Genomic DNA, 23,273 nt, shown 5'->3' on the forward strand with positions numbered 1-23,273 from the left:
CCGGCGAACCGGGCGGACTTTCACTTCAGTAAATACTGCGCATGGAAGCGCAGGTGATCCTCTATAAAAGAGGCGATGAAGTAGTAACTGTGATCATATCCCGGCTGAATACGCAGCGTCATCGGCCACGCTTTCTGGCGCGCGGCTTCTGCCAGCACTGCGGGTTGTAGCTGGTCGGCAAGAAACTGATCATTATCGCCCTGATCAATCAGTGTCGGGATCGCATCCTGCGCATTACTCGCATACATCAGCGCGCAACTGTCCCATTCCATCCAGTCATTTTTATCCTCACCCAGATAAGTGCTAAACGCTTTTATTCCCCACGGGACGCTGCACGGATTCACAATCGGCGCAAAGGCGGAAACGCTGGTGTATTTGCCCGGGTTTTTCAGCGCCATAATCAATGCGCCATGACCACCCATTGAATGACCGCTAATAGCGCAGCGGTCGCTGACATTAAATTGCGACTGAATCAGTGCCGGTAATTCATCGCGCAGATAATCGTACATCCTGTAATGCGTCGCCCACGGTTTTTGTGTGGCGTTGAGATAAAACCCCGCGCCCTGACCTAAATCGTAGCCATCGTCGTTGGCAACCTGTTCGCCGCGCGGGCTGGTGTCTGGCATCACCAGTACAATCCCCAGTTCCGCCGCCACGCGCTGGGCACCCGCCTTGGTGGTGAAGTTCTCGTCATTGCAGGTTAATCCGGAAAGCCAGTACAGCACTGGTGGCGGGGTGTGATCACGAGGTGGTGGGAGAAAGATACTGAACGTCATCGGGCAGTTTAAGGTGCTGGAGTCGTGTCGCCAGCGTTGCTGCCAGCCTTCAAAACAGCGGTGCTCTTCGAGCATTTCCATGCGTGGCTCCTTGTTGTGTTGTTTGCAATTTCTTCATCATACCGTTTATTCAATGTGCTGTGAGTAACTTTCACTTCCGTATTTGCATAACGATGTTTTAACATCTGCTGATGAAAGGCAGCGGCAATTACAATAATTATCGCTGTGAATACTGGATTATGTGCGCCGCCTCACGCACAATAATCAGGCTGTAAATCAGCTTAATAACTTTGCCCCCACGCAGGGCGGAGGCGTCACACCTGCAGGAGAAATCATAAATGCCATCACTCAGTAAAGAAGCGGCCCTGGTTCATGAAGCGTTAGTTGCGCGAGGACTGGAAACACCGCTGCGCCCGCCCGTGCATGAAATGGATAACGAAACGCGCAAAAGCCTTATTACTGGTCATATGACCGAAATCATGCAGCTGCTGAATCTCGACCTGGCTGATGACAGTTTGATGGAAACGCCGCATCGCATCGCTAAAATGTATGTCGATGAAATTTTCTCCGGTCTGGATTACGCCAATTTCCCGAAAATCACCCTCATTGAAAACAAAATGAAGGTCGATGAAATGGTCACCGTGCGCGATATCACCCTGACCAGCACCTGTGAACACCATTTTGTTACCATCGATGGCAAAGCGACGGTGGCTTATATCCCGAAAGATTCGGTGATCGGTCTGTCAAAAATTAACCGTATTGTGCAGTTCTTTGCCCAGCGTCCGCAGGTGCAGGAACGTCTGACCCAGCAAATTCTCATTGCGCTACAAACGCTGCTGGGCACCAATAACGTGGCTGTCTCTATCGACGCGGTGCATTACTGCGTGAAAGCGCGTGGCATCCGCGACGCAACCAGTGCCACAACAACGACCTCTCTTGGTGGATTGTTCAAATCCAGTCAGAATACGCGCCACGAATTTCTGCGCGCTGTGCGTCATCACAACTGATTAAAAGGCAGGAACCATGGAGCGCAACGTCACGCTCGATTTTGTTCGCGGCGTCGCCATTCTGGGGATCCTGCTATTAAACATCAGCGCCTTTGGGCTACCAAAGGCGGCTTATCTCAATCCCGCCTGGTACGGCGCTATTACGCCGCAGGATGCATGGACCTGGGCATTTCTCGATCTCATCGGCCAGGTGAAATTCCTCACGCTTTTTGCGCTGCTGTTTGGTGCTGGCCTACAAATGTTGTTGCCCCGTGGCAGACGCTGGATCCAGTCGCGGTTAACGCTGTTAGTCTTGCTGGGCTTTATTCACGGTTTATTGTTCTGGGACGGCGATATTCTGCTGGCTTACGGGCTGGTGGGCTTAATCTGCTGGCGGCTGGTGCGCGATGCGCCATCGGTAAAAAGCCTGTTTAATACAGGCGTCATGCTTTATCTGGTGGGGCTTGGCGTTTTGCTGTTATTGGGGCTGATTTCCGACAGCCAGACCAGCCGCGCCTGGACGCCGGATGCATCGGCTATTTTGTATGAAAAATACTGGAAGCTTCACGGCGGTGTTGAAGCGATCAGTAATCGTGCCGATGGTGTTGGCAACAGTTTACTGGCACTGGGCGCACAGTATGGCTGGCAACTGGCAGGGATGATGCTCATTGGTGCGGCGCTGATGCGCAGCGGCTGGCTGAAAGGGCAGTTCAGCTTACGTCACTATCGTCGTACTGGTTTTGTGCTGATGGCGATTGGGGTGATCATTAACCTTCCTGCCATCGCCCTGCAATGGCGGCTGGACTGGGCCTATCGCTGGTGCGCCTTTTTACTTCAGATGCCGCGGGAACTGAGTGCGCCGTTTCAGGCGATTGGCTATGCGTCGCTATTTTATGGCTTCTGGCCGCAATTAAGCCGCTTTAAGCTGGTGCTGGCAATCGCCTGTGTCGGACGGATGGCACTGACCAACTATCTATTGCAAACGCTGATTTGTACTACGCTTTTTTACCACCTCGGTTTGTTTATGCAGTTTGACCGTCTGGAGTTGCTGGCGTTTGTTATTCCGGTATGGCTGGCGAATATCTTCTTCTCTGTTATCTGGCTGCGTTACTTCCGCCAGGGGCCGGTGGAATGGCTCTGGCGTCAGTTAACTTTGCGTGCTGCCGGACCGACAATATCTAAAACATCAAGATAACGATCTGGATCACATTCGTTAACAAAACGGCTGTAACCGTTTCCATTGCTGTGACTCGATTCACGAAGTCCTGTATTCAGTGCTGACAAAATAGCCGCCAGCAAGCAGTCATTTACTGCAATCTCATAACAGGTAGTGAATATGATCACCATTCGTGATGTAGCGCGTCAGGCTGGCGTCTCTGTGGCAACGGTTTCCCGGGTGCTCAATAACAGCACGCTGGTCAGTGCCGACACGCGTGAAGCAGTAATGAAAGCCGTGAGTGAGCTGGATTATCGGCCAAACGCCAATGCCCAGGCGCTGGCAACTCAGGTTAGCGATACCATTGGCGTGGTGGTGATGGACGTTTCTGATGCGTTTTTTGGTGCGCTGGTAAAAGCGGTGGATTTGGTCGCCCAGCAGCATCAGAAATACGTGCTAATCGGCAATAGCTATCATGAAGCGGAAAAAGAGCGTCACGCCATTGAGGTGTTAATTCGCCAGCGTTGTAATGCGTTGATTGTTCACTCAAAAGCATTGAGTGATGATGAACTGGCACAATTTATGGATAACATTCCCGGTATGGTGTTAATCAACCGCGTTGTGCCGGGGTACGCCCATCGTTGCGTTTGCCTGGATAATCTCAGTGGTGCCCGAATGGCGACGCGCATGTTGCTTAATAACGGCCATCAACGTATTGGTTATCTTTCTTCCAGCCACGGCATTGAAGATGACGCCATGCGTAAAGCAGGCTGGATGAGTGCGTTGAAAGAGCAGGATATTATTCCGCCGGAAAGCTGGATTGGCACTGGCACGCCGGACATGCCGGGTGGTGAGGCGGCGATGGTTGAACTGCTGGGGCGCAATCTACAACTTACCGCTGTATTTGCTTATAACGACAATATGGCTGCTGGCGCACTGACAGCATTAAAAGATAATGGCATTGCGATTCCGTTACATCTCTCAATCATCGGTTTCGATGATATTCCCATCGCCCGTTACACCGACCCGCAATTAACGACCGTGCGTTATCCCATTGCTTCAATGGCTAAATTAGCCACCGAACTGGCCTTGCAGGGAGCAGCAGGCAATATTGATCCTCGTGCCAGCCACTGTTTTATGCCAACGTTAGTGCGTCGTCATTCTGTCGCAACGCGCCAGAATGCGGCGGCGATCACTAACTCAACAAATCAGGCGATGTAACCGCTTTCAATCTGTGAGTGATTTCACAGTATCTTAACAATGTGATAGCTATGATTGCACCGTTTTAACGTTGTAACCCGTATGTAACAGTGAATAATCACTTTCACCGAGGTAATAGCGTCATAACAACAATTAAAGCCGTTTTCTGGAGCGTTACCGGGCATGGAAGAACGAATTTTAAAAAGTGAGCTTCGGCGTTCAGTAACACTTCATTAACTCTACTGCCCCGCCGAGCATTTATCTCAAGCACTACCCTGCATAAGAAAAACCGGAGATACCATGAATAAGAAGGTGTTAACCCTGTCTGCTGTGATGGCCAGCATGTTATTCGGTGCCGCTGCACACGCTGCTGATACTCGCATTGGTGTAACAATCTACAAGTACGACGATAACTTTATGTCTGTGGTGCGCAAGGCTATTGAGCAAGATGCGAAAGCCGCGCCAGATGTTCAGCTGCTGATGAATGATTCTCAGAATGACCAGTCCAAGCAGAACGATCAGATCGACGTATTGCTGGCAAAAGGGGTGAAGGCACTGGCAATCAACCTGGTTGACCCGGCAGCTGCGGGTACGGTGATTGAGAAAGCGCGTGGGCAAAACGTGCCGGTGGTTTTCTTCAACAAAGAACCGTCTCGTAAGGCGCTGGATAGCTACGACAAAGCCTACTACGTTGGCACTGACTCCAAAGAGTCCGGCATTATTCAGGGCGATTTGATTGCTAAACATTGGGCGGCAAACCAGGGTTGGGATCTCAACAAAGACGGTCAGATTCAATTCGTACTGCTGAAAGGTGAACCGGGCCATCCGGATGCAGAAGCACGTACCACTTACGTGATTAAAGAGCTGAACGACAAAGGCATCAAAACTGAACAGTTACAGTTAGATACCGCTATGTGGGATACCGCTCAGGCGAAAGATAAGATGGATGCCTGGCTGTCTGGCCCGAACGCCAACAAAATCGAAGTGGTTATCGCCAACAACGACGCGATGGCAATGGGCGCGGTTGAAGCGCTGAAAGCACACAACAAGTCCAGCATTCCGGTGTTTGGCGTCGATGCGCTGCCAGAAGCACTGGCACTGGTGAAATCTGGTGCGCTGGCGGGCACCGTACTGAACGATGCTAACAACCAGGCGAAAGCGACCTTTGATCTGGCGAAAAACCTGGCCGATGGCAAAGGTGCGGCTGATGGCACCAACTGGAAAATCGACAACAAAGTGGTCCGCGTACCTTATGTTGGCGTAGATAAAGACAACCTGGCTGAATTCAGCAAGAAATAAGACTGATTGGGCGCAGTCGTTTACTGCGCCCTTATTGTATGGCCAACAAGGTAAAATTATATGGTCAGCTCAACGACTCCGTCTTCCGGGGAATACTTGTTGGAAATGAGCGGTATCAACAAGTCCTTTCCTGGTGTTAAGGCACTTGATAACGTTAATTTAAAAGTCCGGCCACATTCTATCCATGCATTAATGGGGGAAAACGGCGCAGGAAAATCAACATTATTAAAATGCCTGTTTGGTATTTATCAAAAAGACTCCGGCACCATTTTATTCCAGGGTAAAGAGATCGATTTCCATTCTGCCAAAGAAGCGCTGGAAAATGGTATTTCGATGGTACACCAGGAGTTAAACCTGGTATTACAACGTTCGGTGATGGATAACATGTGGCTGGGGCGATATCCCACCAAAGGCATGTTTGTCGATCAGGACAAAATGTACCGCGAAACCAAAGCGATTTTTGATGAACTGGATATTGATATCGATCCGCGTGCGCGCGTCGGCACATTATCCGTTTCGCAAATGCAGATGATCGAAATCGCCAAAGCGTTTTCCTATAACGCGAAAATCGTGATTATGGATGAACCGACTTCTTCGTTAACCGAAAAAGAGGTCAATCATCTGTTCACTATTATTCGTAAACTAAAAGAGCGCGGCTGCGGTATTGTTTATATCTCGCATAAAATGGAAGAAATCTTCCAGTTATGTGATGAAGTTACCGTATTGCGCGACGGTCAATGGATCGCCACCGAACCGCTGGCAGGGCTGACGATGGACAAGATCATCGCCATGATGGTTGGGCGTTCTCTTAACCAGCGTTTCCCTGACAAAGAAAACAAGCCGGGCGAAGTGATTCTGGAAGTGCGTAACCTAACGTCACTGCGCCAGCCGTCGATTCGCGATGTCTCGTTTGATCTGCATAAAGGGGAGATCCTCGGTATTGCCGGTCTGGTGGGGGCGAAACGTACCGATATTGTTGAGACGTTATTTGGTATTCGCGAGAAATCGGCTGGCACTATTACGCTGCACGGCAAAAAGATCAATAACCATAATGCCAACGAAGCCATAAACCACGGATTTGCACTGGTAACTGAGGAGCGCCGCTCAACGGGAATTTATGCCTATCTGGATATTGGTTTTAACTCGTTAATTTCCAATATTCGCAACTACAAAAATAAAGTTGGTTTACTGGATAACTCGCGGATGAAAAGCGATACCCAGTGGGTGATTGATTCGATGCGGGTAAAAACACCGGGGCATCGGACGCAAATTGGTTCGCTCTCCGGCGGTAATCAGCAAAAGGTGATTATTGGTCGCTGGCTGTTAACGCAACCAGAAATATTAATGCTCGATGAACCGACGCGCGGTATTGATGTCGGGGCGAAGTTTGAGATTTATCAGTTAATTGCCGAGCTGGCGAAGAAAGGCAAGGGGATTATTATTATCTCCTCCGAAATGCCAGAGTTGTTAGGGATAACAGACCGTATTCTGGTCATGAGCAATGGTCTCGTTTCCGGAATTGTCGATACAAAAACAACAACGCAAAACGAAATTCTGCGTCTTGCGTCTTTGCACCTTTAAGATTAGGGGCTTCCCATGAGTGCGTTAAATAAGAAAAGTTTTCTTACTTACCTGAAAGAGGGCGGTATTTACGTCGTTCTTTTAGTTTTGCTGGCGATTATTATTTTCCAGGACCCAACATTTTTAAGTCTGTTGAACTTAAGTAATATTCTCACCCAGTCATCGGTGCGTATTATTATCGCGCTTGGTGTGGCAGGGTTAATTGTCACCCAGGGGACCGACCTTTCTGCGGGACGTCAGGTAGGGCTGGCAGCCGTGGTGGCAGCGACGTTATTGCAGTCCATGGATAACGCTAACAAAGTGTTCCCGGAAATGGCGACGATGCCGATTGCGCTGGTTATTCTGATTGTCTGTGCCATTGGTGCGGTGATCGGTTTGATCAACGGTCTGATTATCGCCTATCTCAACGTGACGCCGTTCATTACCACGCTCGGCACAATGATCATCGTCTATGGCATCAACTCGCTCTATTACGACTTTGTCGGGGCGTCGCCAATTTCTGGTTTTGACAGTGGCTTCTCTACCTTTGCTCAGGGCTTTGTCGCGCTGGGGAGTTTCCGTCTCTCTTACATCACCTTCTACGCGTTGATTGCGGTGGCGTTCGTCTGGGTGTTGTGGAACAAAACCCGCTTCGGTAAGAACATTTTTGCCATTGGCGGTAACCCGGAAGCGGCGAAAGTATCTGGTGTCAACGTCGGCCTGAACCTGCTGATGATCTACGCGTTGTCTGGTGTGTTCTATGCCTTCGGCGGGATGTTAGAAGCCGGACGTATCGGCTCTGCCACCAACAACCTCGGCTTTATGTATGAACTGGATGCTATCGCGGCGTGCGTGGTGGGCGGCGTATCGTTCAGCGGCGGTGTGGGGACGGTGATTGGCGTGGTGACCGGGGTAATTATTTTTACCGTCATCAACTATGGCCTGACGTATATCGGCGTAAACCCATACTGGCAGTACATCATCAAAGGGGCGATTATTATCTTCGCCGTAGCGCTGGATTCACTGAAATACGCGCGTAAGAAATGATGTGAATGTGGGTATTGCCGGATGCGCTGCATCCGGCAATCGGTGCCAAATGCCGGATGCGTCTCTGGTTTTACAACGTTACCGGGTGTTCTTTCTCGCCTTTCTTAAACTTCACTTCCCCGAGCTCAATACAACCCACCGGGCAGACGTGACCACAAAGCAGACAACCCACACATTTCTCGGTATTACAATGCGGTGTGCGGGTTTTCTCGCTCCATTCCATCGCCTGGTGACCGCCGTCGTAACAGGAAATATAACAGCGTCCACAGCCAACACATTTATCAAGATTGATACGGGGATAGACAATATAACTGCGGTCTAAATCTTCCGCCGGGACAATATTGTTATTCGCCAGACCTACCATCTCCTGCAACGAATCAAATCCCTGATCGGCGAGATAATGCGATAACCCGCTCGCCATATCTTCTACGATGCGATAGCCGTACTGCATAATGCCGGTGGTCACCTGTAACGTTGCTGCGCCGAGCAATAAAAACTCCGCTGCATCCTCCCAGGTTTCAATGCCGCCGATACCGCTGATTGGGAAATCGCGCAGTTCTGGATGGGTGCGCATTTGCTGAATGAAGCGCAGGGCGATCGGTTTTACCGCTTTACCGGAATATCCGGAAATACTCGATTTACCGTTAACGATCGGCATACCGATTTTCTGATTAAGATCGATATTGGTGATGGATTTAACAGTGTTAATTGCCGCAATGCCATCTGCACCGCCGCGTTTCGCCGCCAGCGCCACTTCGCACATATCACCGATATTCGGCGTCATCTTCGCCAGCATTGGCAGCGTGGAACCACGTTTTACTGCCCGACAATATTTTTCTACCAGCTCCGGGCTTTGCCCGACATCGCTACCCATCGCATGAGAAGTCATTTGCGGACAGGAGAAGTTACACTCGATCATATCCGCGCCAGCTTCTTGCACCAGACGCGCCAGCTCTTCCCATTGCTGCTCATTTTCGCCCATGATTGAAGCGATCAATACTTTGTCCGGGTAATCTTCTTTCAGCCGACGCAGGGCGGCCAGATTCTCTTCCAACGGATGTTCAGCAATCTGCTCCATATTTTTGAAGCCGATAAAACCGGTATCTTCTTTCACCAGATGATCAAAACGCGGCGAGACTTCGTTGGCGATAAAAAAGCCGATCGTTTTAAACACCACGCCGCCCCAGCCAGTGTCGTAGGCTTTGGCACACATCTCATAGCAGTTGCCTACCGGCGAAGAAGAGAGGCAGAACGGGTTGGGAAACTTCACGCCGCAAAAAGTAATCGAAAGATCTTTCGTTAACATGAGCAAGCTCCCTCTAAATAGTGATGAATCGCCTCGGCGGCTTCTTTCCCGGTTTTCACGGCATAGACCACGGTTTTGTCCCCCTCAACAATATCGCCAGCAGCAAAGACTTGCGGATCGCGGGTCTGGTAATTTTGTGTATTGATGGTGTTACGCTGCGGCTCTAACTCCGCAAAGGCATCCAGTCTGGCATGCTGACCGACGGCGAGAATAATTTTATCTGCCGCCATCGTCAGTTCGCCCGGTAACCGTACATGCTTAAACGTGACTTTATTGCCTTCCACGGCTACTGGCGTGAATCCATCAATGATCGAAACGCCCAGCTCCCGGGCGCTGGCAAACTCTTTTTCGCTTGCCGGAAACTCATCTAACTCTTCACGCGCTACGCAAGTTACTGCCTGACAGCCGAGAACTTTCAGCGTGCTGGCTACGTCCATCGCGACATCACCGCCGCCGATAATTAATGCGCTTTGTGGAATGCTGATATCGCCTTGCGCCTGTCGTGCACGTTGCAGGAAGTCGACGGCAATCTCAACGTCGCTATGCTCAAACAGTGGTAGCCCCGAACCGCTCGATAACCCCACGGTGACCAGTACCGCGCGGTTTTCCGCTTTCAGCTGCTCCAGGGTGAGTGTGTTACCGATTTCGTTATTGCATTTAATGGTCACGCCCATTTTTTCTATACGGGCGATTTCTGCATCCAGCACCGATTGCGGTAACCGGAATTGCGGAATGCCGTTACGCAACCAGCCACCGGGTTGTGCTTCTTTCTCATAGATCGTGACGTCATAACCCTGGTTTGTCAGCGTCACACTGGCCTGCAATCCGGCAGGACCCGCGCCAATAATGGCGACTTTGCCGAGCGTTTTAGTACCGGGCTGATAAATTTCCATCCCGGTTTGTTGTTCAAAATCAGTAACAAAACGCTGTAAGCGACCGATATCAATGGGAGTATCAACACCGGCACGTGTACAACCGCTTTGGCATAATTTCTCCGTCGGGCACACTCTGGCACAAACGGCACCGAGGGCATTATTTTCACGAATTGTCTCGGCAGCACCTTTAAAATTACGAAAATAAATTGAGCGGATAAATTTCCCTGGGTCAGTTTGCGCCGGACAAGCCTGACTACAGGGGGCGTCATGGCATAATAAACAGCGAGAGGCTTCTTTAATCGCCAGTAAAGGCGTAAAAGCCGGAGTGAGTTCATCCAGATAATTTTGTTGCGGCATGTGATCTTCCTTAATGCTATGAGTAATTAAGGCGAACGCTAAATAAATATTGCGTGCTGATATTAAGGCTATGCGCGTGGGGAAATTTAAACTGTGAAAGGATTCACAAATAGCTGCGGTTCAGAATGTTATATCCGCAGCTTATTGAGTGAAGTAATAATTATTCTCAATAATTAACAGAAAAGAGAAAATATTAACGATAGAAAATAAGATAAACAATCATGCCGATAGATAAAATTCCGAAGCCGATATATGCCACCATATAAGCGAAGAAGAGTCCGGGATTTTTTGCTCGCCAGACATACACCGGTTCCGGTGCATTTTTAACCCGTTTATCAATCGCGCCTGCGCGCCAGCCTTTCCATGCTTCGCGGAAACAAAATATCGGGATAAGGAAAAAAACGGCAACGACAAAAAACTGCTGTACATCCATAACTACTTTCCTTGTTTCTTTTGTAATTCAAGTAACTGTTCGGGTGTGACGGCGGGATACCCCTGCGCATCTTCCGGCACCTGGTGCATAGCCGGAATAGGGACCAGCGGCCCTAAAAAACGCGGTTCACGTTTAAAAATATAAAGGTCAGCCAGCGCACCGAAACGGGCGGCAAATTCGCGAATACGTACTGACAGCATATCTTTCGGTGACGGTACGGCATAACACTGAGCCTGAATCCCCATATGCAGCGCAATAAATAATGCCCGCTCACAGTGGAAACGTTGGGTGATAATAATGAAATCATTAGTATCGAAAACTTTGCGTGTACGCACGATGGAATCCAGCGTACGAAAGCCTGCGTAATCGAGAACAATATCTGATGGGTCGACACCAGCTGCGATTAAATCTTTGCGCATGGTCATCGGCTCATTATAACTTTGCAATGCGTTATCGCCGCTCAGTAATAGATAATTTACCTTACCGCTGTTATAGGCATTAATCGCTCCTTGAATGCGGTAGCGATAATACTGATTAATTACGCCAGTACGATAATATTTTGCTGTGCCGAGCACCACGCCGACCTGGCGGTAGGGGAGATCCTGCAATTCGTCGTAGATATAAGGCGCGGTTTTCCAGCTCATCCAGCGATCGAGGCCGAGCACAGTCAACAGCAGCAAGCCGATCAGGACTAACAGGCTGAGGAACACGCGCTTTAACATGCAGGAGACTCGATCTAGGGAAAATTTCCATCAGGCTACTTTACCCGCTGGTTTTGCGCAAGAAACGGCAAACTGTTTGCCGGGATTTTCGACACCAGGAGAGGGCTGGCAAGCCGGACAAGGCGTTCACGCCGCATCCGGCACCAGGCTTAAGCGAGAAGCACGCGGTCGATATTGTGACAGCCGAGAGCTTTCAGCGTTGCGGAGGTGGCATCCCACTGAATCAACGGCGCATCGGCTTTTTCTGCCAGAACCGCGCGCTGGATATCCGGGTAATCATAACCCTTGAGATTCAACAGAATTAACGCCCCCTGCAACGGCGGCAGAGTCGGGTTGAATGCGGCGTTTTCAGCGTAGCTGCCGCTGAAAATACGACCGTCTTTACATTCCAGCGCGACACCGCTTGGCGACTTACTGTAAGGCATGTGCGAACGGTTTGCCGCCGCAATCGCCGCCTGAGAAAGCGCATCACCAGTCAGCGCATAGCCGTGATCCTGCTCGTCCATCAGCAGCGTTTTAATCTCCAGATCTTTCGGCCCAAAGGCATCCGGTAGATAGTCACGCAGCGCGTGTGCCTCGCGTCCCGGAAGATGAATACGCAGATCCAGACCGCTGTTCAGTTCATTCATAAACTGACGGCAGTGACCACAAGGCGTGTAGTTAACGGTGATGGCTGCAAGCGCTTTTTCACCACTCAACCAGGCGTGGCTGATCGCGCTTTGTTCGGCATGAACGGTTTGCTGCATTGTCGCACCAATAAATTCCATATTGGCACCGAAATACCAGGTTCCGCTCACACCGCGCGCAATTGCGCCAACATTAAAATTCGACAATGGCGTACGCGCACAGGCCGCCGCCAGCGGAAGTAGTGCGAATGCCAGCGCGTCTTCGTCCAGGCCCGTTGCGCTCTTCAGCGATGAGACTTGCTCCCCGGTCAACAAAGCGGGGAAGTACTTGTCTGCCAGAATAGGTTCCAGTGCAGATTGCAAGTTATCCGCAAGTTGGGCAAAAGCGGTTTGAAAACGTGGATGCATGGCGTTGCCTCATAATCATGTAATGGGATAACAGTTTACGAACCCGTTATGGCTTTATATGTGATCTGAATCTCATTAATTATGCAACGCGTGAAACTTACATCAAAAATGCGCGACGCATCGCAAATTTTAGCCCATTACTGCCAGAATAATCGGGAAAAGGAACGGTGCGATCAGCGAAGTAATAATCCCGCATAACACCAGCGCCAGCGAACTAAATGCACCTTCCTGATAATCCAGCTCGGCACAGCGTGCCGTACCGAGGGCGTGCGAGGCTGTCCCCATTGCCAGACCGCGCGCAGCTTTGGTACGAATACGCATCGCATTAAGCAATGTATGGCCAAACACAGCGCCGAGGATGCCGACGAAAATCACGCAAACTGCGCTGATTGCCGGAATACCGCCAATACTGCCGCCAACCGCCATTGCAATAGGCGTGGTGACTGATTTCGGCAGGATTGACGCGGCGATTTCCGGTGAAGCGCCCATCAACAATGCCACGGAAGTCCCCGTCACCATCGCAACCACGCTGCCGATAAAACAGATGGTGATGATCGATTTCCAGCGCGCGCGGATCTGGTGTAGCTGCTCATATAAAGGATAGGCCAGCGCAACGACCGCCGGTTGCAGCAGATCGTTTAGCACTTCGCTACCTTTAAAGTAGCTGTCGTAAGAGATGCCGGTCAGCATTAAAAAAGGAATGATCACCACCATTGCTACCAGCAACGGGTTAAGCAGGGGAAACTTATACCGTGCCGCCAGTTTGCGGGCGGCAAAAAAGACAATCAACGTCAGCGGTAATGACCACCAGATATTCGCCATCATTCTTCTGATCCTTTCTGACCTACGACTTTACGTTCACCATGCACCAGTTGCGAACTCCAGCTCACCACCAGAAAAACCACCAGCGTACTGACTGCACAGGAAACCACTACCGGGCCAAACTGTGCGCGGAGCAAATCAAAATATTGCATGACGCCTACGCCAATCGGCACAAACAATAGCGCCATATAGCGAATCAGTACGTAGCACCCCGGATTGACCCATTTCGCCGGAAGAATTTGCAAGGCCAGCAGGACAAACAGGATCAGCATCCCGATGATGCTGCCCGGAATGGTTACCGGTAGCAGTGAAGCAATGAAAATGCCTGCATACAGGCAGGCATAAATCAGGACAAAAGCACGTAAATATTGCCAGATAATGTTCAGTGTCTTACTCATAATCAACACCCCAGATGAGATGGATTCATCATACAATTAATTCGTAAAACGTGCTACCGATCACATTAAGAATTCTCAGCATAGTTGAATTTTAGGGACGTAACCTCGGGCGAGCGCCCAGTTCAGCACACTAATTCTGCTGTAAAAAGTGCAGAAACTGACTTAAAGCATAAGAAGGCGTTTCGTTATTGCGCCAGAACACACCGACGCTGCCTTTCTGTTCTATCTTTGGCAGGTTGAGGATCACCAGTTGTCCCTGGCTGGCATAACGTTGCGCCAGGCGTAATGACAAAATAGAGATCACATCGCTGCTTTGTAACAGGTTGGTACTGACGTTCATCGACGCCGACTCAATCGTGTTTTCTGGCAGCATCACGCCGTGGTCTACCAGCGCATTATCAATACTGATGCGAATGGGGGTACCTGTCGGCCAGACTATCCACCGCCAGTTAGCAAGATCATTCCAGCTGAGGGTGGCGTATTTCGCCAGTGGATGCTCAGCACGGGCGACAAAACACACCGGCTCGGTGTAGAGCACCTTATAATTCAGTGGCAGCTGCAAGGCGCGACCGCCAATTCGCCCAACGACCACGTCGACAGAACCTGCCAACAGATCTTGCAGCAATGGGGTCATAACCTTCTCTTCAATATTCAGGTGTAGAGTTGGCATCTCCTTGAGCAAATGCAAAATCGCCTGGGATACGCAGTCAGTGGCGACGGGAGAACAGCCAATTTTCAGACTGCCGACCAGCCCACCTTGTTTAAAACGGGCCAGTTCATGTTGCGAGCGCTCCATGTCATTGATTAACCGCTGGGCATGTTGCAATAACAATCTACCGCCTTCGGTAGGGCGTAACCCTTTGCTGTGCCGCTCAAAGAGTGTGAGGCCGATCTCATCTTCGAGTTGTGACAACCATTTCGACAGCGCAGGCTGGGTGATATTCATCATCCGCGCCACATGGGTCAGATTGCCCTGTTCACCCAGCGCCACCAGCATTTGCAGGTGATGAAGCTTTAGTTTCTGCGCCCAGTTTGCCATTTGCCATAACCTCCAGGTTATCTCTCTGCCCGAAATGCCATTGTACATTTCATCTCTTTAATCACAATATCGCAACATACATAAAACAAAAGAAACATCTACCTTACCTGCACTGAGGCATTTACTATGACTCAACGACGTGATTTACAAGCACTGATCGATGCTGCTCCGGTCGGCAAGATGCAGTGGCGCGTTATCATCTGCTGTTTTCTGGTGGTAATGCTCGATGGTTTTGACACCGCGGCTATCGGCTTTATCGCCCCTGATATTCGCACTCACTGGCAACTCACCGCAGGCGATCTCGCCCCGCTTTTTGGCGCGGGTCTGCTGGGGTTAACCGCAGGCGCACTGCTTTGTGGTCCGTTGTCCGATCGCTTTGGCCGCAAACGCGTGATTGAGCTGTGCGTCTTTTTGTTTGGCGCGTTAAGCCTCGCCTCGGCTTTCTCACCGGATCTGCAAACGCTGGTATTCCTCCGTTTCCTCACCGGCCTTGGGCTGGGTGGCGCGATGCCAAACACAATTACCATGACCTCGGAATATCTGCCTGCCCGCCGCCGCGGCGCGCTGGTGACGCTGATGTTTTGCGGCTTTACCCTGGGTTCGGCGTTTGGTGGGATTGTCAGCGCGCAGCTGGTGCCGGTGATTGGCTGGCACGGGATCCTGGTGTTGGGTGGCGTATTACCGCTGATGCTGTTTGTTGCACTGCTGGTGGTTCTGCCGGAATCGCCACGCTGGCAGGTGCGCCGCCAGCTACCCCAGGCGGTGATTGCGAAAACCGTCAGCGCCATCACCCGCGAGCGTTATGTCGATACCCACTTTTATCTCATTGAATCAGCCTCCGTTACAAAAGGCAGCATTCGTCAACTGTTTATGGGGCGTCAGTTACCCATCACGTTGATGCTGTGGGTGGTGTTCTTTATGAGCTTGCTGATTATTTACCTGCTCTCAAGCTGGATGCCAACGCTGCTCAACCATCGCGGCATCGACCTGCAACATGCCTCCTGGGTTACCGCCGCGTTCCAGATTGGCGGTACGTTGGGCGCGCTGGCGCTGGGCGTGCTGATGGATAAGTTCAATCCTTTCCGCGTACTGGCGCTGAGCTATGCCATAGGCGCTGTATGCATCGTGATGATTGGCTTAAGCCAGGACGGATTATGGCTAATGGCGCTGGCGATTTTCGGCACCGGCATTGGCATCAGCGGATCGCAGGTGGGGCTGAATGCGCTGACCGCAACACTTTATCCAACACAAAGTCGCGCCACGGGCGTGAGCTGGTCAAACGCCGTGGGCCGCTGCGGCGCGATTGTTGGCTCGCTGTCTGGCGGCGTGATGATGGCGATGAATTTCTCTTTCGACACCCTGTTTTTCATTATCGCTGTGCCCGCGGCGATCAGTGCGGTGATGTTAACCCTGCTGATCACCGTGGTTCGCCAGTCGACCTCTGTCCCTGACTCACTGCCTCACGCAGGTGTTGTGAACGAATAAGGAGCATCCCAATGACTGATAACAATCAAAATAGCCGCGAGCAATTTTATCAGTATATTTCCGGGCAAAACCTGACCCCGCTGTGGGAGTCACTGCACCATCTGGTGCCAAAAACGCCCAACGCTAACTGTGCGCCAGCGTACTGGAATTATCAGGAGATCCGCCCGCTGCTGCTGGAGAGCGGCAGCCTGATTGGCGCGAAAGAAGCCGTGCGCCGCGTGCTGGTGCTGGAAAACCCGGCGCTGCGCGGGCAGTCTTCCATCACCGCGACTTTATATGCCGGTTTGCAACTGATCATGCCGGGCGAAGTGGCACCGAGTCATCGCCATAACCAGTCGGCGCTGCGTTTTATTGTTGAAGGTAAAGGGGCATTCACCGCCGTTGATGGCGAACGCACGCCAATGAATGAGGGCGATTTTATCCTGACCCCGCAGTGGCGCTGGCACGATCACGGTAACCCTGGCGACGAACCGGTTATCTGGCTCGATGGGCTGGATCTGCCATTAGTGAACACTCTGGGCTGCGGTTTTGCCGAAGATTACCCGGAGGAGCAACAACCAGTAACGCGTAAAGAGGGCGATTACCTGCCGCGTTACGCTGCCAATATGTTGCCGCTGCGCCATCAGACCGGGAACTCCTCGCCCATCTTTAACTACCGTTATGAGCGTAGCCGCGAAGTGCTACACGATTTAACCCGCCTGGGCGATGCCGATGAGTGGGATGGCTACAAAATGCGCTACGTCAACCCGGTCACCGGTGGCTATCCGATGCCGTCGATGGGCGCTTTCCTGCAACTGCTGCCGAAAGGGTTTGCCTCACGCGTGGCGCGTACCACTGACAGCACCATCTACCATGTGGTGGAAGGTAGCGGGCAGGTCACTATCGGCAATGAAACCTTCAGCTTTAGTGCAAAAGATATCTTCGTGGTGCCGACCTGGCACGGCGTGTCGTTCCAGACCACGCAAGATACCGTTTTATTTAGTTTTTCGGACAGACCGGTACAAGAAGCCCTGGGGCTGTTCCGCGAAGCGCGTTATTAATTTGGGAGAGAGAAAATGACTCAATACGTATTCGAACCACAAGCGCCCGTTACCGTACCGGTTGTTGGCAGTTATGAACAATTCCCCGTACGCCGCGTTTACTGCGTCGGACGTAACTATGCCGCCCACGCCCGCGAAATGGGCTTTGATCCGGATCGTGAACCGCCATTCTTCTTCTGCAAACCGGCGGATGCCGTTGTTCCGGTTGCCGCTGGCGAAACGCTGGCGCTGCCGTATCCGGCGCAGACCGATAACTACCATTATGAAATTGAACTGGTGGTGGCGATTGGTAAAAAAGGCAGTGATATCCCGCTGGAAAACGCCCATGAATATGTCTGGGGTTATGCCACGGGTCTTGATATGACTCGCCGTGACCGTCAAATGGAAATGCGCCAGATGGGCCGCCCGTGGGAAATCGGCAAAGCGTTCGATCTCTCGGCCCCCATCGCGCCGCTGCACAAAGCCAGCGAAACTGGCGGTATTGATAACGCACCTATCTGGTTACAGGTTAACGGCGAAGATCATCAGCGCAGCGATATTCGTCATCTCATCTGGTCAGTGAATGAAACCATCAGCTACCTGTCAGGCTTCTTTGAACTGCAACCGGGCGATCTAATCTTTACAGGTACGCCGGAAGGGGTTGGCCCAGTAGTCAAAGGTGATGTGATCACGGGCAACGTCGAGGGCTTAACGCCTATCGCGGTGAAGATTGTCTGAGGTGATGATGAAGCTGTACAGTTTTTTTAATAGTTCAGCGTCTTACCGGGTGCGCATTGCGCTGGCGCTGAAGGGTATCGATTACCAGACCGAAGGGGTGAATATCCGCATTGGTCAGCAAAACGAACTGGCCTACCGGCGGATGAATCCGGTCGGGCTGGTGCCGACGCTGCTGACCGACGAGGGCGAATCACTCGGACAATCGCTGGCGATTATTGACTGGCTGGAGAGTCACTACCCGCAAGTTCCGCTGATGCCGCAGGAAGAACCGGCCCGCAACAAGGTGCTGGAAATTGTCTATGCCATCGCCTGCGATATTCATCCATTGAATAACCTACGCGTGCTGCGCTACCTGACCGAAGAGCTGAACGTCAGTGAAGAAGATAAAAAACGCTGGTATGCGCACTGGATCCAGCAGGGGTTAAGCGCGGTGGAACAGCTACTGCGCCAGAGCCAGTCGGGGCAATTTTGTGTGGGCGAGACGCCGACGCTGGCAGATTGCTGCCTTGTTCCACAGTGGGCGAACGCGCTACGTATGAACTGCGATCTGAGCGGGTATCCGCGCTGCAAAGCGGTGTACGACACCTGCACGCAGCTGCCAGCGTTCATTGCCGCAGCGCCAGAAAATCAACAAGATAAAATTTCAGCCTGACCAGGAGAACCATAATGACTAAAGTGACACGCGCAGTAATTGTGGGAGGCGGGATCGGCGGTGCGGCAACTGCGTTGTCACTGGCCCGCCAGGGGATCAAAGTGGTGCTGCTGGAAAAGGCGCATGAGATCGGTGAGATTGGCGCAGGTATCCAGTTGGGGCCAAATGCGTTTTCGGCGTTGGATAGCCTCGGCGTCGGTGAAATCGCCCGCCAGCGCGCGGTATTCACCGATCACATCACCATGATGGATGCGGTAAACGCCGAAGAAGTGGTGCGCATTGAAACCGGTCAGGCCTTTCGCGATCATTTCGGCGGCCCTTACGCGGTGATCCACCGGGTTGATATTCACGCCTCGGTGTGGGAAGCGGTACTGACGCATCCGGACGTGGAATATCACACCTCCACCAATGTCGTGGATATTCGCGAGACAGAAGACGATGTCACCGTTTTCGACGAGCGCGGCAATAGTTGGATCGGCGATATTCTGATTGGCTGTGACGGCGTGAAGTCAGTGGTGCGCCAGAGCTTATTGGGCGATGCGCCGCGTGTCACCGGGCATGTGGTCTACCGTGCGGTTATCGATTGTGCCGATATGCCGGAAGATTTGCGCATTAACGCACCAGTACTGTGGGCGGGGCCGTGCTGTCACTTGGTGCATTACCCTTTACGCGGCGGCAAGCAGTATAACCTGGTGGTGACATTCCACAGCCGCCAGCAGGAAGAGTGGGGCGTGAAGGATGGCAGTAAAGAGGAAGTGCTCTCTTACTTTGAAGGGATTCACCCCCGTCCGCGCCAGATGCTGGATAAACCGACCTCCTGGCGACGCTGGTCAACCGCCGACCGTGAACCGGTAGCGAAGTGGGGAACGAAGCGCATTACGCTGGTGGGCGATGCGGCCCATCCGGTGGCGCAGTATATGGCGCAGGGTGCCTGTATGGCGCTGGAAGACGCGGTAACACTGGGTAAGGCGCTGGCGCAGTGTGAGGGTGATGCGGCACAAGCCTTTGCGCTGTATGAGTCGGTACGTATACCGCGCACCGCGCGCATCGTCTGGTCGACCCGTGAAATGGGGCGGGTTTATCATGCCGCAGGAGTAGAGCGCCAGGTACGTAACCTGCTGTGGAAAGGGAAATCGCAGGCAGAGTTTTACCGCGGCATGGAGTGGCTGTACGGCTGGAAAGAAGATAACTGTTTGCAACCACGCTGAGTACTTTAATCCGCTGACCATAGGCGCTAACATAGCGCCTCATTTTTTGGCGGGTGATGATATGCGTGTGTTACTGGCTCCGATGGAGGGTGTACTTGACTCTCTGGTGCGGGAATTACTGACCGAAGTTAACGACTACGATCTGTGCATCACCGAGTTTGTCCGCGTGGTGGATCAACTGCTGCCGGTAAAAGTCTTTCATCGCATTTGCCCTGAGCTACAAAACGCCAGCCGGACACCATCCGGTACGCTGGTGCGCGTGCAGTTGTTAGGCCAGTTCCCACAATGGCTGGCAGAGAACGCCGCCCGTGCAGTCGAGTTAGGTTCCTGGGGCGTGGATCTCAATTGCGGCTGCCCGTCGAAAACGGTTAACGGTAGCGGCGGTGGGGCGACGTTACTGAAAGATCCTGAACTCATCTATCAGGGTGCAAAAGCGATGCGCGAAGCTGTACCGGCGCATTTGCCCGTCAGTGTGAAAGTGCGTCTGGGCTGGGACAGCGGTGAGAAGAAATTTGAAATCGCCGATGCGGTGCAACAGGCTGGCGCTACGGAGCTGGTAGTACATGGGCGGACAAAAGAGCAGGGGTACCGCGCGGAGCATATTGACTGGCAGGCGATTGGCGAGATTCGCCAGCGGCTGAATATTCCGGTGATTGCCAACGGTGAAATCTGGGACTGGCAGAGCGCGCAACAATGCATGGCGATCAGCGGCTGCGACGCAGTGATGATTGGTCGCGGGGCGCTCAATATTCCCAACCTGAGCCGGGTGGTAAAATATAACGAACCGCGAATGCCATGGCCGGAGGTAGTTGCTTTGCTGCAAAAATATACCCGTCTGGAAAAGCAGGGCGATACCGGGTTATATCACGTAGCGCGGATTAAACAGTGGTTGAGTTATTTGCGTAAAGAATACGATGAAGCAACAGAATTATTTCAGCATGTTCGGATGTTGAATAATTCCCCTGATATTGCAAGGGCTATTCAGGCAATTGATATCGATAAGCTGCGATAATAGTGGAATCGCAGCTTATCTGAGACAATGAATCGCTTATTTAGCTTCATCATCTTGTTGTGCTCCTTTCATGAGCTAAGCCACATATTGCCACTGGCGCAAGGAGCACGCAGGGGGAGGACAATCGCCTCCTCCCCCTGCACCCCCGGGCTCTGGCGAACAAAATCGCCGCTGCGCGGTACCTTCAGCTTATCCCCTTCGGCTACCGGGTCGGGCGCGAGGTAACGTCCTTGTAAGACGCGCCCTCAGCCCACATCCATGTGGGCTGCCCCGGCCTTCGGGGAACGCTTCAGCGATTTTGACGCCACCAACACCGGAGCTGTTTGCAAATCAAGTACACAAAATATCGAGTTACTGACCTGACAACTTATATGCCATATCTGATTTTTAAAATATCATCTTAAATACGCCAGTCACCACCAGTAGCCCAATCAGGAAAATAATCAATACAGCCCAGAGTATAATTTTCATTGGCGTTCCTTTATTTGTGAGTGCTGAATAAGTATAGGAAAAAACGAAGCCCTTTGCCGCTATTCATAAACGATTAAGATAAATCGGAAGATATCATTCGCTTAGTGTATATTTTTCTGGATATGTCGTTTTATTGCCACTGATGTATTGCCACGCGAAACTAAAAAATATATCGCAACACACGGTAATCTCCGCGCACCTTTTCTTACCTGATTATTCCCCCATGAATCGTGATTCTTTTTATCCAGCCATCGCCTGTTTTCCGCTGTTACTGATGCTAGCCGGGTGTGCGCCTATGCATGAAACCCGCCAGGCGTTAAGCCAGCAAACACCCGCGGCACAAGTTGACACCGCATTACCCACGGCGCTGAAAAATGGTTGGCCAGACAGCCAATGGTGGCTGGAGTATCACGATAATCAACTCACCTCATTAATTAATAACGCACTACAGAACGCACCGGATATGCAGGTGGCTGAACAGCGCATTCAGCTGGCTGAAGCCCAGGCGAAGGCAGTTGCCACTCAGGATGGTCCGCAGATCGACTTTTCTGCGGATATGGAGCGGCAAAAAATGTCTGCAGAAGGGTTAATGGGGCCGTTTGCTCTGAACGATCCTGCCGCAGGTACGACCGGTCCGTGGTACACCAACGGTACTTTTGGCTTAACGGCGGGCTGGCATCTCGATATCTGGGGAAAGAATCGGGCGGAGGTTGCTGCTCGCCTGGGTACGGTTAAAGCACGGGCGGCGGAACGCGAGCAAACCCGCCAATTGCTGGCTGGCAGCGTAGCCCGCCTGTACTGGGAGTGGCAAACCCAGGCGGCGTTAAACACGGTCTTGCAGCAAATCGAAAAAGAGCAGAACACCATTATCGCGACCGATCGCCAGCTATATCAGAACGGGATTACTTCTTCAGTTGAAGGTGTGGAAACCGATATTAATGCCAGCAAAACCCGGCAGCAGCTCAACGATGTCGCGGGGAAAATGAAAATTATTGAGGCACGGTTAAATGCACTCACAAATCACCAGACAAAGTCATTGAAGCTTAAATCGGTCGCATTGCCGAAAGTGGCAAGCCAGCTTCCTGATGAACTGGGGTACTCCTTACTGGCCCGGCGGGCAGATTTGCAGGCGGCGCACTGGTACGTTGAGTCATCGTTAAGCACTATTGATGCGGCAAAAGCGGCATTTTATCCTGACATCAACCTGATGGCCTTCCTGCAACAGGATGCGTTGCACTTAAGCGATCTGTTCCGTCATTCCTCGCAGCAAATGGGCGTTACGGCAGGCCTGACGCTACCCATTTTCGATAGTGGTCGTCTTAACGCCAACCTCGATATTGCAAAAGCCGAAAGCAACTTGTCTATCGCCAGCTACAACAAAGCGGTGGTTGAAGCGGTGAATGACGTGGCGCGGGCAGCCAGTCAGGTTCAGACACTGGCGGAGAAAAACCAGCATCAGGCGCAAATTGAGCGCGATGCCTTACGTGTGGTAGGTCTTGCGCAGGCCCGCTTTAACGCGGGTATCATTGCCGGTTCCCGCGTCAGCGAAGCCAGGATCCCGGCGCTGCGTGAGCGGGCCAATGGCCTGTTATTGCAAGGGCAGTGGCTGGATGCCTCCATTCAACTCACTGGTGCGTTGGGCGGGGGTTACAAACGCTGATGATATGCGCCTTCTATA

Annotated in this window: 23 protein-coding genes; 13 read left to right on the forward strand and 10 right to left on the reverse strand. The window is 51.9% G+C overall.

Going from position 1 to position 23,273, the window contains the following annotated elements:
* Positions 1-20 precede the first annotated feature (20 nt).
* Complete coding sequence (yeiG, locus tag ACJHX7_RS08280; protein ID WP_094029714.1) at positions 21-857, reverse strand: S-formylglutathione hydrolase; 837 nt, start codon at positions 855-857, stop codon at positions 21-23.
* A 257-nt stretch (positions 858-1,114) separates the two neighbouring features.
* On the opposite strand from yeiG, the gene folE reads away from it, so the two are divergent.
* The 6 genes from folE to mglC all read left to right on the forward strand — a co-directional run bounded on the left by folE (position 1,115) and on the right by mglC (position 8,024).
* A complete protein-coding gene (gene folE / locus ACJHX7_RS08285) occupies positions 1,115-1,783 on the forward strand; it encodes a GTP cyclohydrolase I FolE (RefSeq protein WP_032171584.1) in 669 nt (222 codons plus the stop codon).
* 16 nt (positions 1,784-1,799) lie between these two features.
* Entirely contained in the window at positions 1,800-2,957 is a 1,158-nt protein-coding gene (yeiB, locus tag ACJHX7_RS08290; RefSeq protein ID WP_094029715.1) for a DUF418 domain-containing protein YeiB, read from the forward strand.
* A 141-nt stretch (positions 2,958-3,098) separates the two neighbouring features.
* Positions 3,099-4,139 carry an HTH-type transcriptional regulator GalS gene (gene galS, locus ACJHX7_RS08295; protein ID WP_000628659.1) on the forward strand — a complete coding sequence of 347 codons (1,041 nt, stop codon included), beginning with the start codon at positions 3,099-3,101 and terminating at the stop codon, positions 4,137-4,139.
* 279 nt (positions 4,140-4,418) lie between these two features.
* Positions 4,419-5,417 (forward strand): galactose/glucose ABC transporter substrate-binding protein MglB, encoded by a 999-nt coding sequence (gene mglB, locus ACJHX7_RS08300; RefSeq protein WP_001036964.1) that lies wholly within the window; start codon positions 4,419-4,421, stop codon positions 5,415-5,417.
* Between the two features lie 60 nt (positions 5,418-5,477).
* The gene (mglA, locus tag ACJHX7_RS08305; protein WP_000255032.1) at positions 5,478-6,998 is read left to right on the forward strand and encodes a galactose/methyl galactoside ABC transporter ATP-binding protein MglA; all 1,521 of its coding nucleotides are present in this window, start codon (positions 5,478-5,480) and stop codon (positions 6,996-6,998) included.
* A 15-nt stretch (positions 6,999-7,013) separates the two neighbouring features.
* On the forward strand, positions 7,014-8,024 hold the full coding sequence (gene mglC / locus ACJHX7_RS08310; protein ID WP_001275118.1) for a galactose/methyl galactoside ABC transporter permease MglC: 1,011 nt from the start codon (positions 7,014-7,016) through the stop codon (positions 8,022-8,024).
* 70 nt (positions 8,025-8,094) lie between these two features.
* Here the strand turns inward: mglC and preA are convergent, their stop codons facing one another.
* The 8 genes from preA to ACJHX7_RS08350 all read right to left on the reverse strand — a co-directional run bounded on the left by preA (position 8,095) and on the right by ACJHX7_RS08350 (position 15,010).
* Positions 8,095-9,330 carry an NAD-dependent dihydropyrimidine dehydrogenase subunit PreA gene (gene preA, locus ACJHX7_RS08315; protein ID WP_000956071.1) on the reverse strand — a complete coding sequence of 412 codons (1,236 nt, stop codon included), beginning with the start codon at positions 9,328-9,330 and terminating at the stop codon, positions 8,095-8,097.
* A complete protein-coding gene (gene preT / locus ACJHX7_RS08320) occupies positions 9,324-10,562 on the reverse strand; it encodes an NAD-dependent dihydropyrimidine dehydrogenase subunit PreT (protein ID WP_001136381.1) in 1,239 nt (412 codons plus the stop codon). The genes preA and preT overlap by 7 nt, the downstream gene beginning before the upstream one ends.
* Before the next feature lie 193 nt (positions 10,563-10,755).
* The gene (locus ACJHX7_RS08325) at positions 10,756-10,995 is read right to left on the reverse strand and encodes a DUF2542 family protein (protein WP_000383096.1); all 240 of its coding nucleotides are present in this window, start codon (positions 10,993-10,995) and stop codon (positions 10,756-10,758) included.
* Between the two features lie 2 nt (positions 10,996-10,997).
* Positions 10,998-11,717 carry an outer membrane permeability protein SanA gene (gene sanA / locus ACJHX7_RS08330; protein WP_000920064.1) on the reverse strand — a complete coding sequence of 240 codons (720 nt, stop codon included), beginning with the start codon at positions 11,715-11,717 and terminating at the stop codon, positions 10,998-11,000.
* Between the two features lie 149 nt (positions 11,718-11,866).
* Entirely contained in the window at positions 11,867-12,751 is an 885-nt protein-coding gene (gene cdd / locus ACJHX7_RS08335; RefSeq protein ID WP_000553553.1) for a cytidine deaminase, read from the reverse strand.
* Between the two features lie 129 nt (positions 12,752-12,880).
* Positions 12,881-13,576 carry a CidB/LrgB family autolysis modulator gene (locus tag ACJHX7_RS08340; protein WP_000968208.1) on the reverse strand — a complete coding sequence of 232 codons (696 nt, stop codon included), beginning with the start codon at positions 13,574-13,576 and terminating at the stop codon, positions 12,881-12,883.
* Entirely contained in the window at positions 13,573-13,971 is a 399-nt protein-coding gene (locus ACJHX7_RS08345) for a CidA/LrgA family protein (protein WP_001295452.1), read from the reverse strand. Before ACJHX7_RS08345 ends, ACJHX7_RS08340 begins: the two co-directional genes overlap by 4 nt.
* A 130-nt stretch (positions 13,972-14,101) precedes the next feature.
* Complete coding sequence (locus tag ACJHX7_RS08350; RefSeq protein ID WP_094029716.1) at positions 14,102-15,010, reverse strand: LysR substrate-binding domain-containing protein; 909 nt, start codon at positions 15,008-15,010, stop codon at positions 14,102-14,104.
* Between the two features lie 126 nt (positions 15,011-15,136).
* Here ACJHX7_RS08350 and ACJHX7_RS08355 point away from each other — a divergent pair, with 126 nt between their 5' ends.
* The 6 genes from ACJHX7_RS08355 (at position 15,137) to dusC (ending at position 21,124) form a co-directional block, all read left to right on the forward strand.
* Entirely contained in the window at positions 15,137-16,495 is a 1,359-nt protein-coding gene (locus ACJHX7_RS08355; RefSeq protein WP_000194231.1) for an MFS transporter, read from the forward strand.
* Between the two features lie 11 nt (positions 16,496-16,506).
* Positions 16,507-17,535, forward strand: a complete 1,029-nt coding sequence (gene gtdA, locus ACJHX7_RS08360; RefSeq protein WP_000131696.1) for a gentisate 1,2-dioxygenase — start codon at positions 16,507-16,509, stop codon at positions 17,533-17,535.
* 15 nt (positions 17,536-17,550) lie between these two features.
* On the forward strand, positions 17,551-18,252 hold the full coding sequence (locus tag ACJHX7_RS08365) for a fumarylacetoacetate hydrolase family protein (protein ID WP_410231553.1): 702 nt from the start codon (positions 17,551-17,553) through the stop codon (positions 18,250-18,252).
* Between the two features lie 7 nt (positions 18,253-18,259).
* Positions 18,260-18,904, forward strand: a complete 645-nt coding sequence (gene maiA, locus ACJHX7_RS08370) for a maleylacetoacetate isomerase (RefSeq protein WP_094029717.1) — start codon at positions 18,260-18,262, stop codon at positions 18,902-18,904.
* A gap of 14 nt (positions 18,905-18,918) precedes the next feature.
* Entirely contained in the window at positions 18,919-20,112 is a 1,194-nt protein-coding gene (locus tag ACJHX7_RS08375) for a 3-hydroxybenzoate 6-monooxygenase (RefSeq protein ID WP_094029718.1), read from the forward strand.
* Positions 20,113-20,173: 61 nt separating this feature from the next.
* Positions 20,174-21,124: a tRNA dihydrouridine(16) synthase DusC gene (gene dusC, locus ACJHX7_RS08380; RefSeq protein ID WP_094029719.1), complete on the forward strand. Its 951-nt coding sequence runs from the start codon at positions 20,174-20,176 to the stop codon at positions 21,122-21,124.
* Between the two features lie 387 nt (positions 21,125-21,511).
* Here dusC and yohP read toward each other — a convergent pair whose 3' ends face one another.
* Complete coding sequence (yohP, locus tag ACJHX7_RS08385; protein WP_000691708.1) at positions 21,512-21,595, reverse strand: small membrane protein YohP; 84 nt, start codon at positions 21,593-21,595, stop codon at positions 21,512-21,514.
* Between the two features lie 223 nt (positions 21,596-21,818).
* Here yohP and mdtQ point away from each other — a divergent pair, with 223 nt between their 5' ends.
* The gene (gene mdtQ, locus ACJHX7_RS08390) at positions 21,819-23,255 is read left to right on the forward strand and encodes a multidrug resistance outer membrane protein MdtQ (RefSeq protein ID WP_094029720.1); all 1,437 of its coding nucleotides are present in this window, start codon (positions 21,819-21,821) and stop codon (positions 23,253-23,255) included.
* Positions 23,256-23,273: the final 18 nt, after the last annotated feature.

The sequence above is a fragment of the Escherichia sp. WS1451 genome, assembly GCF_046487365.1.
Taxonomy (GTDB): domain Bacteria; phylum Pseudomonadota; class Gammaproteobacteria; order Enterobacterales; family Enterobacteriaceae; genus Escherichia; species Escherichia coli.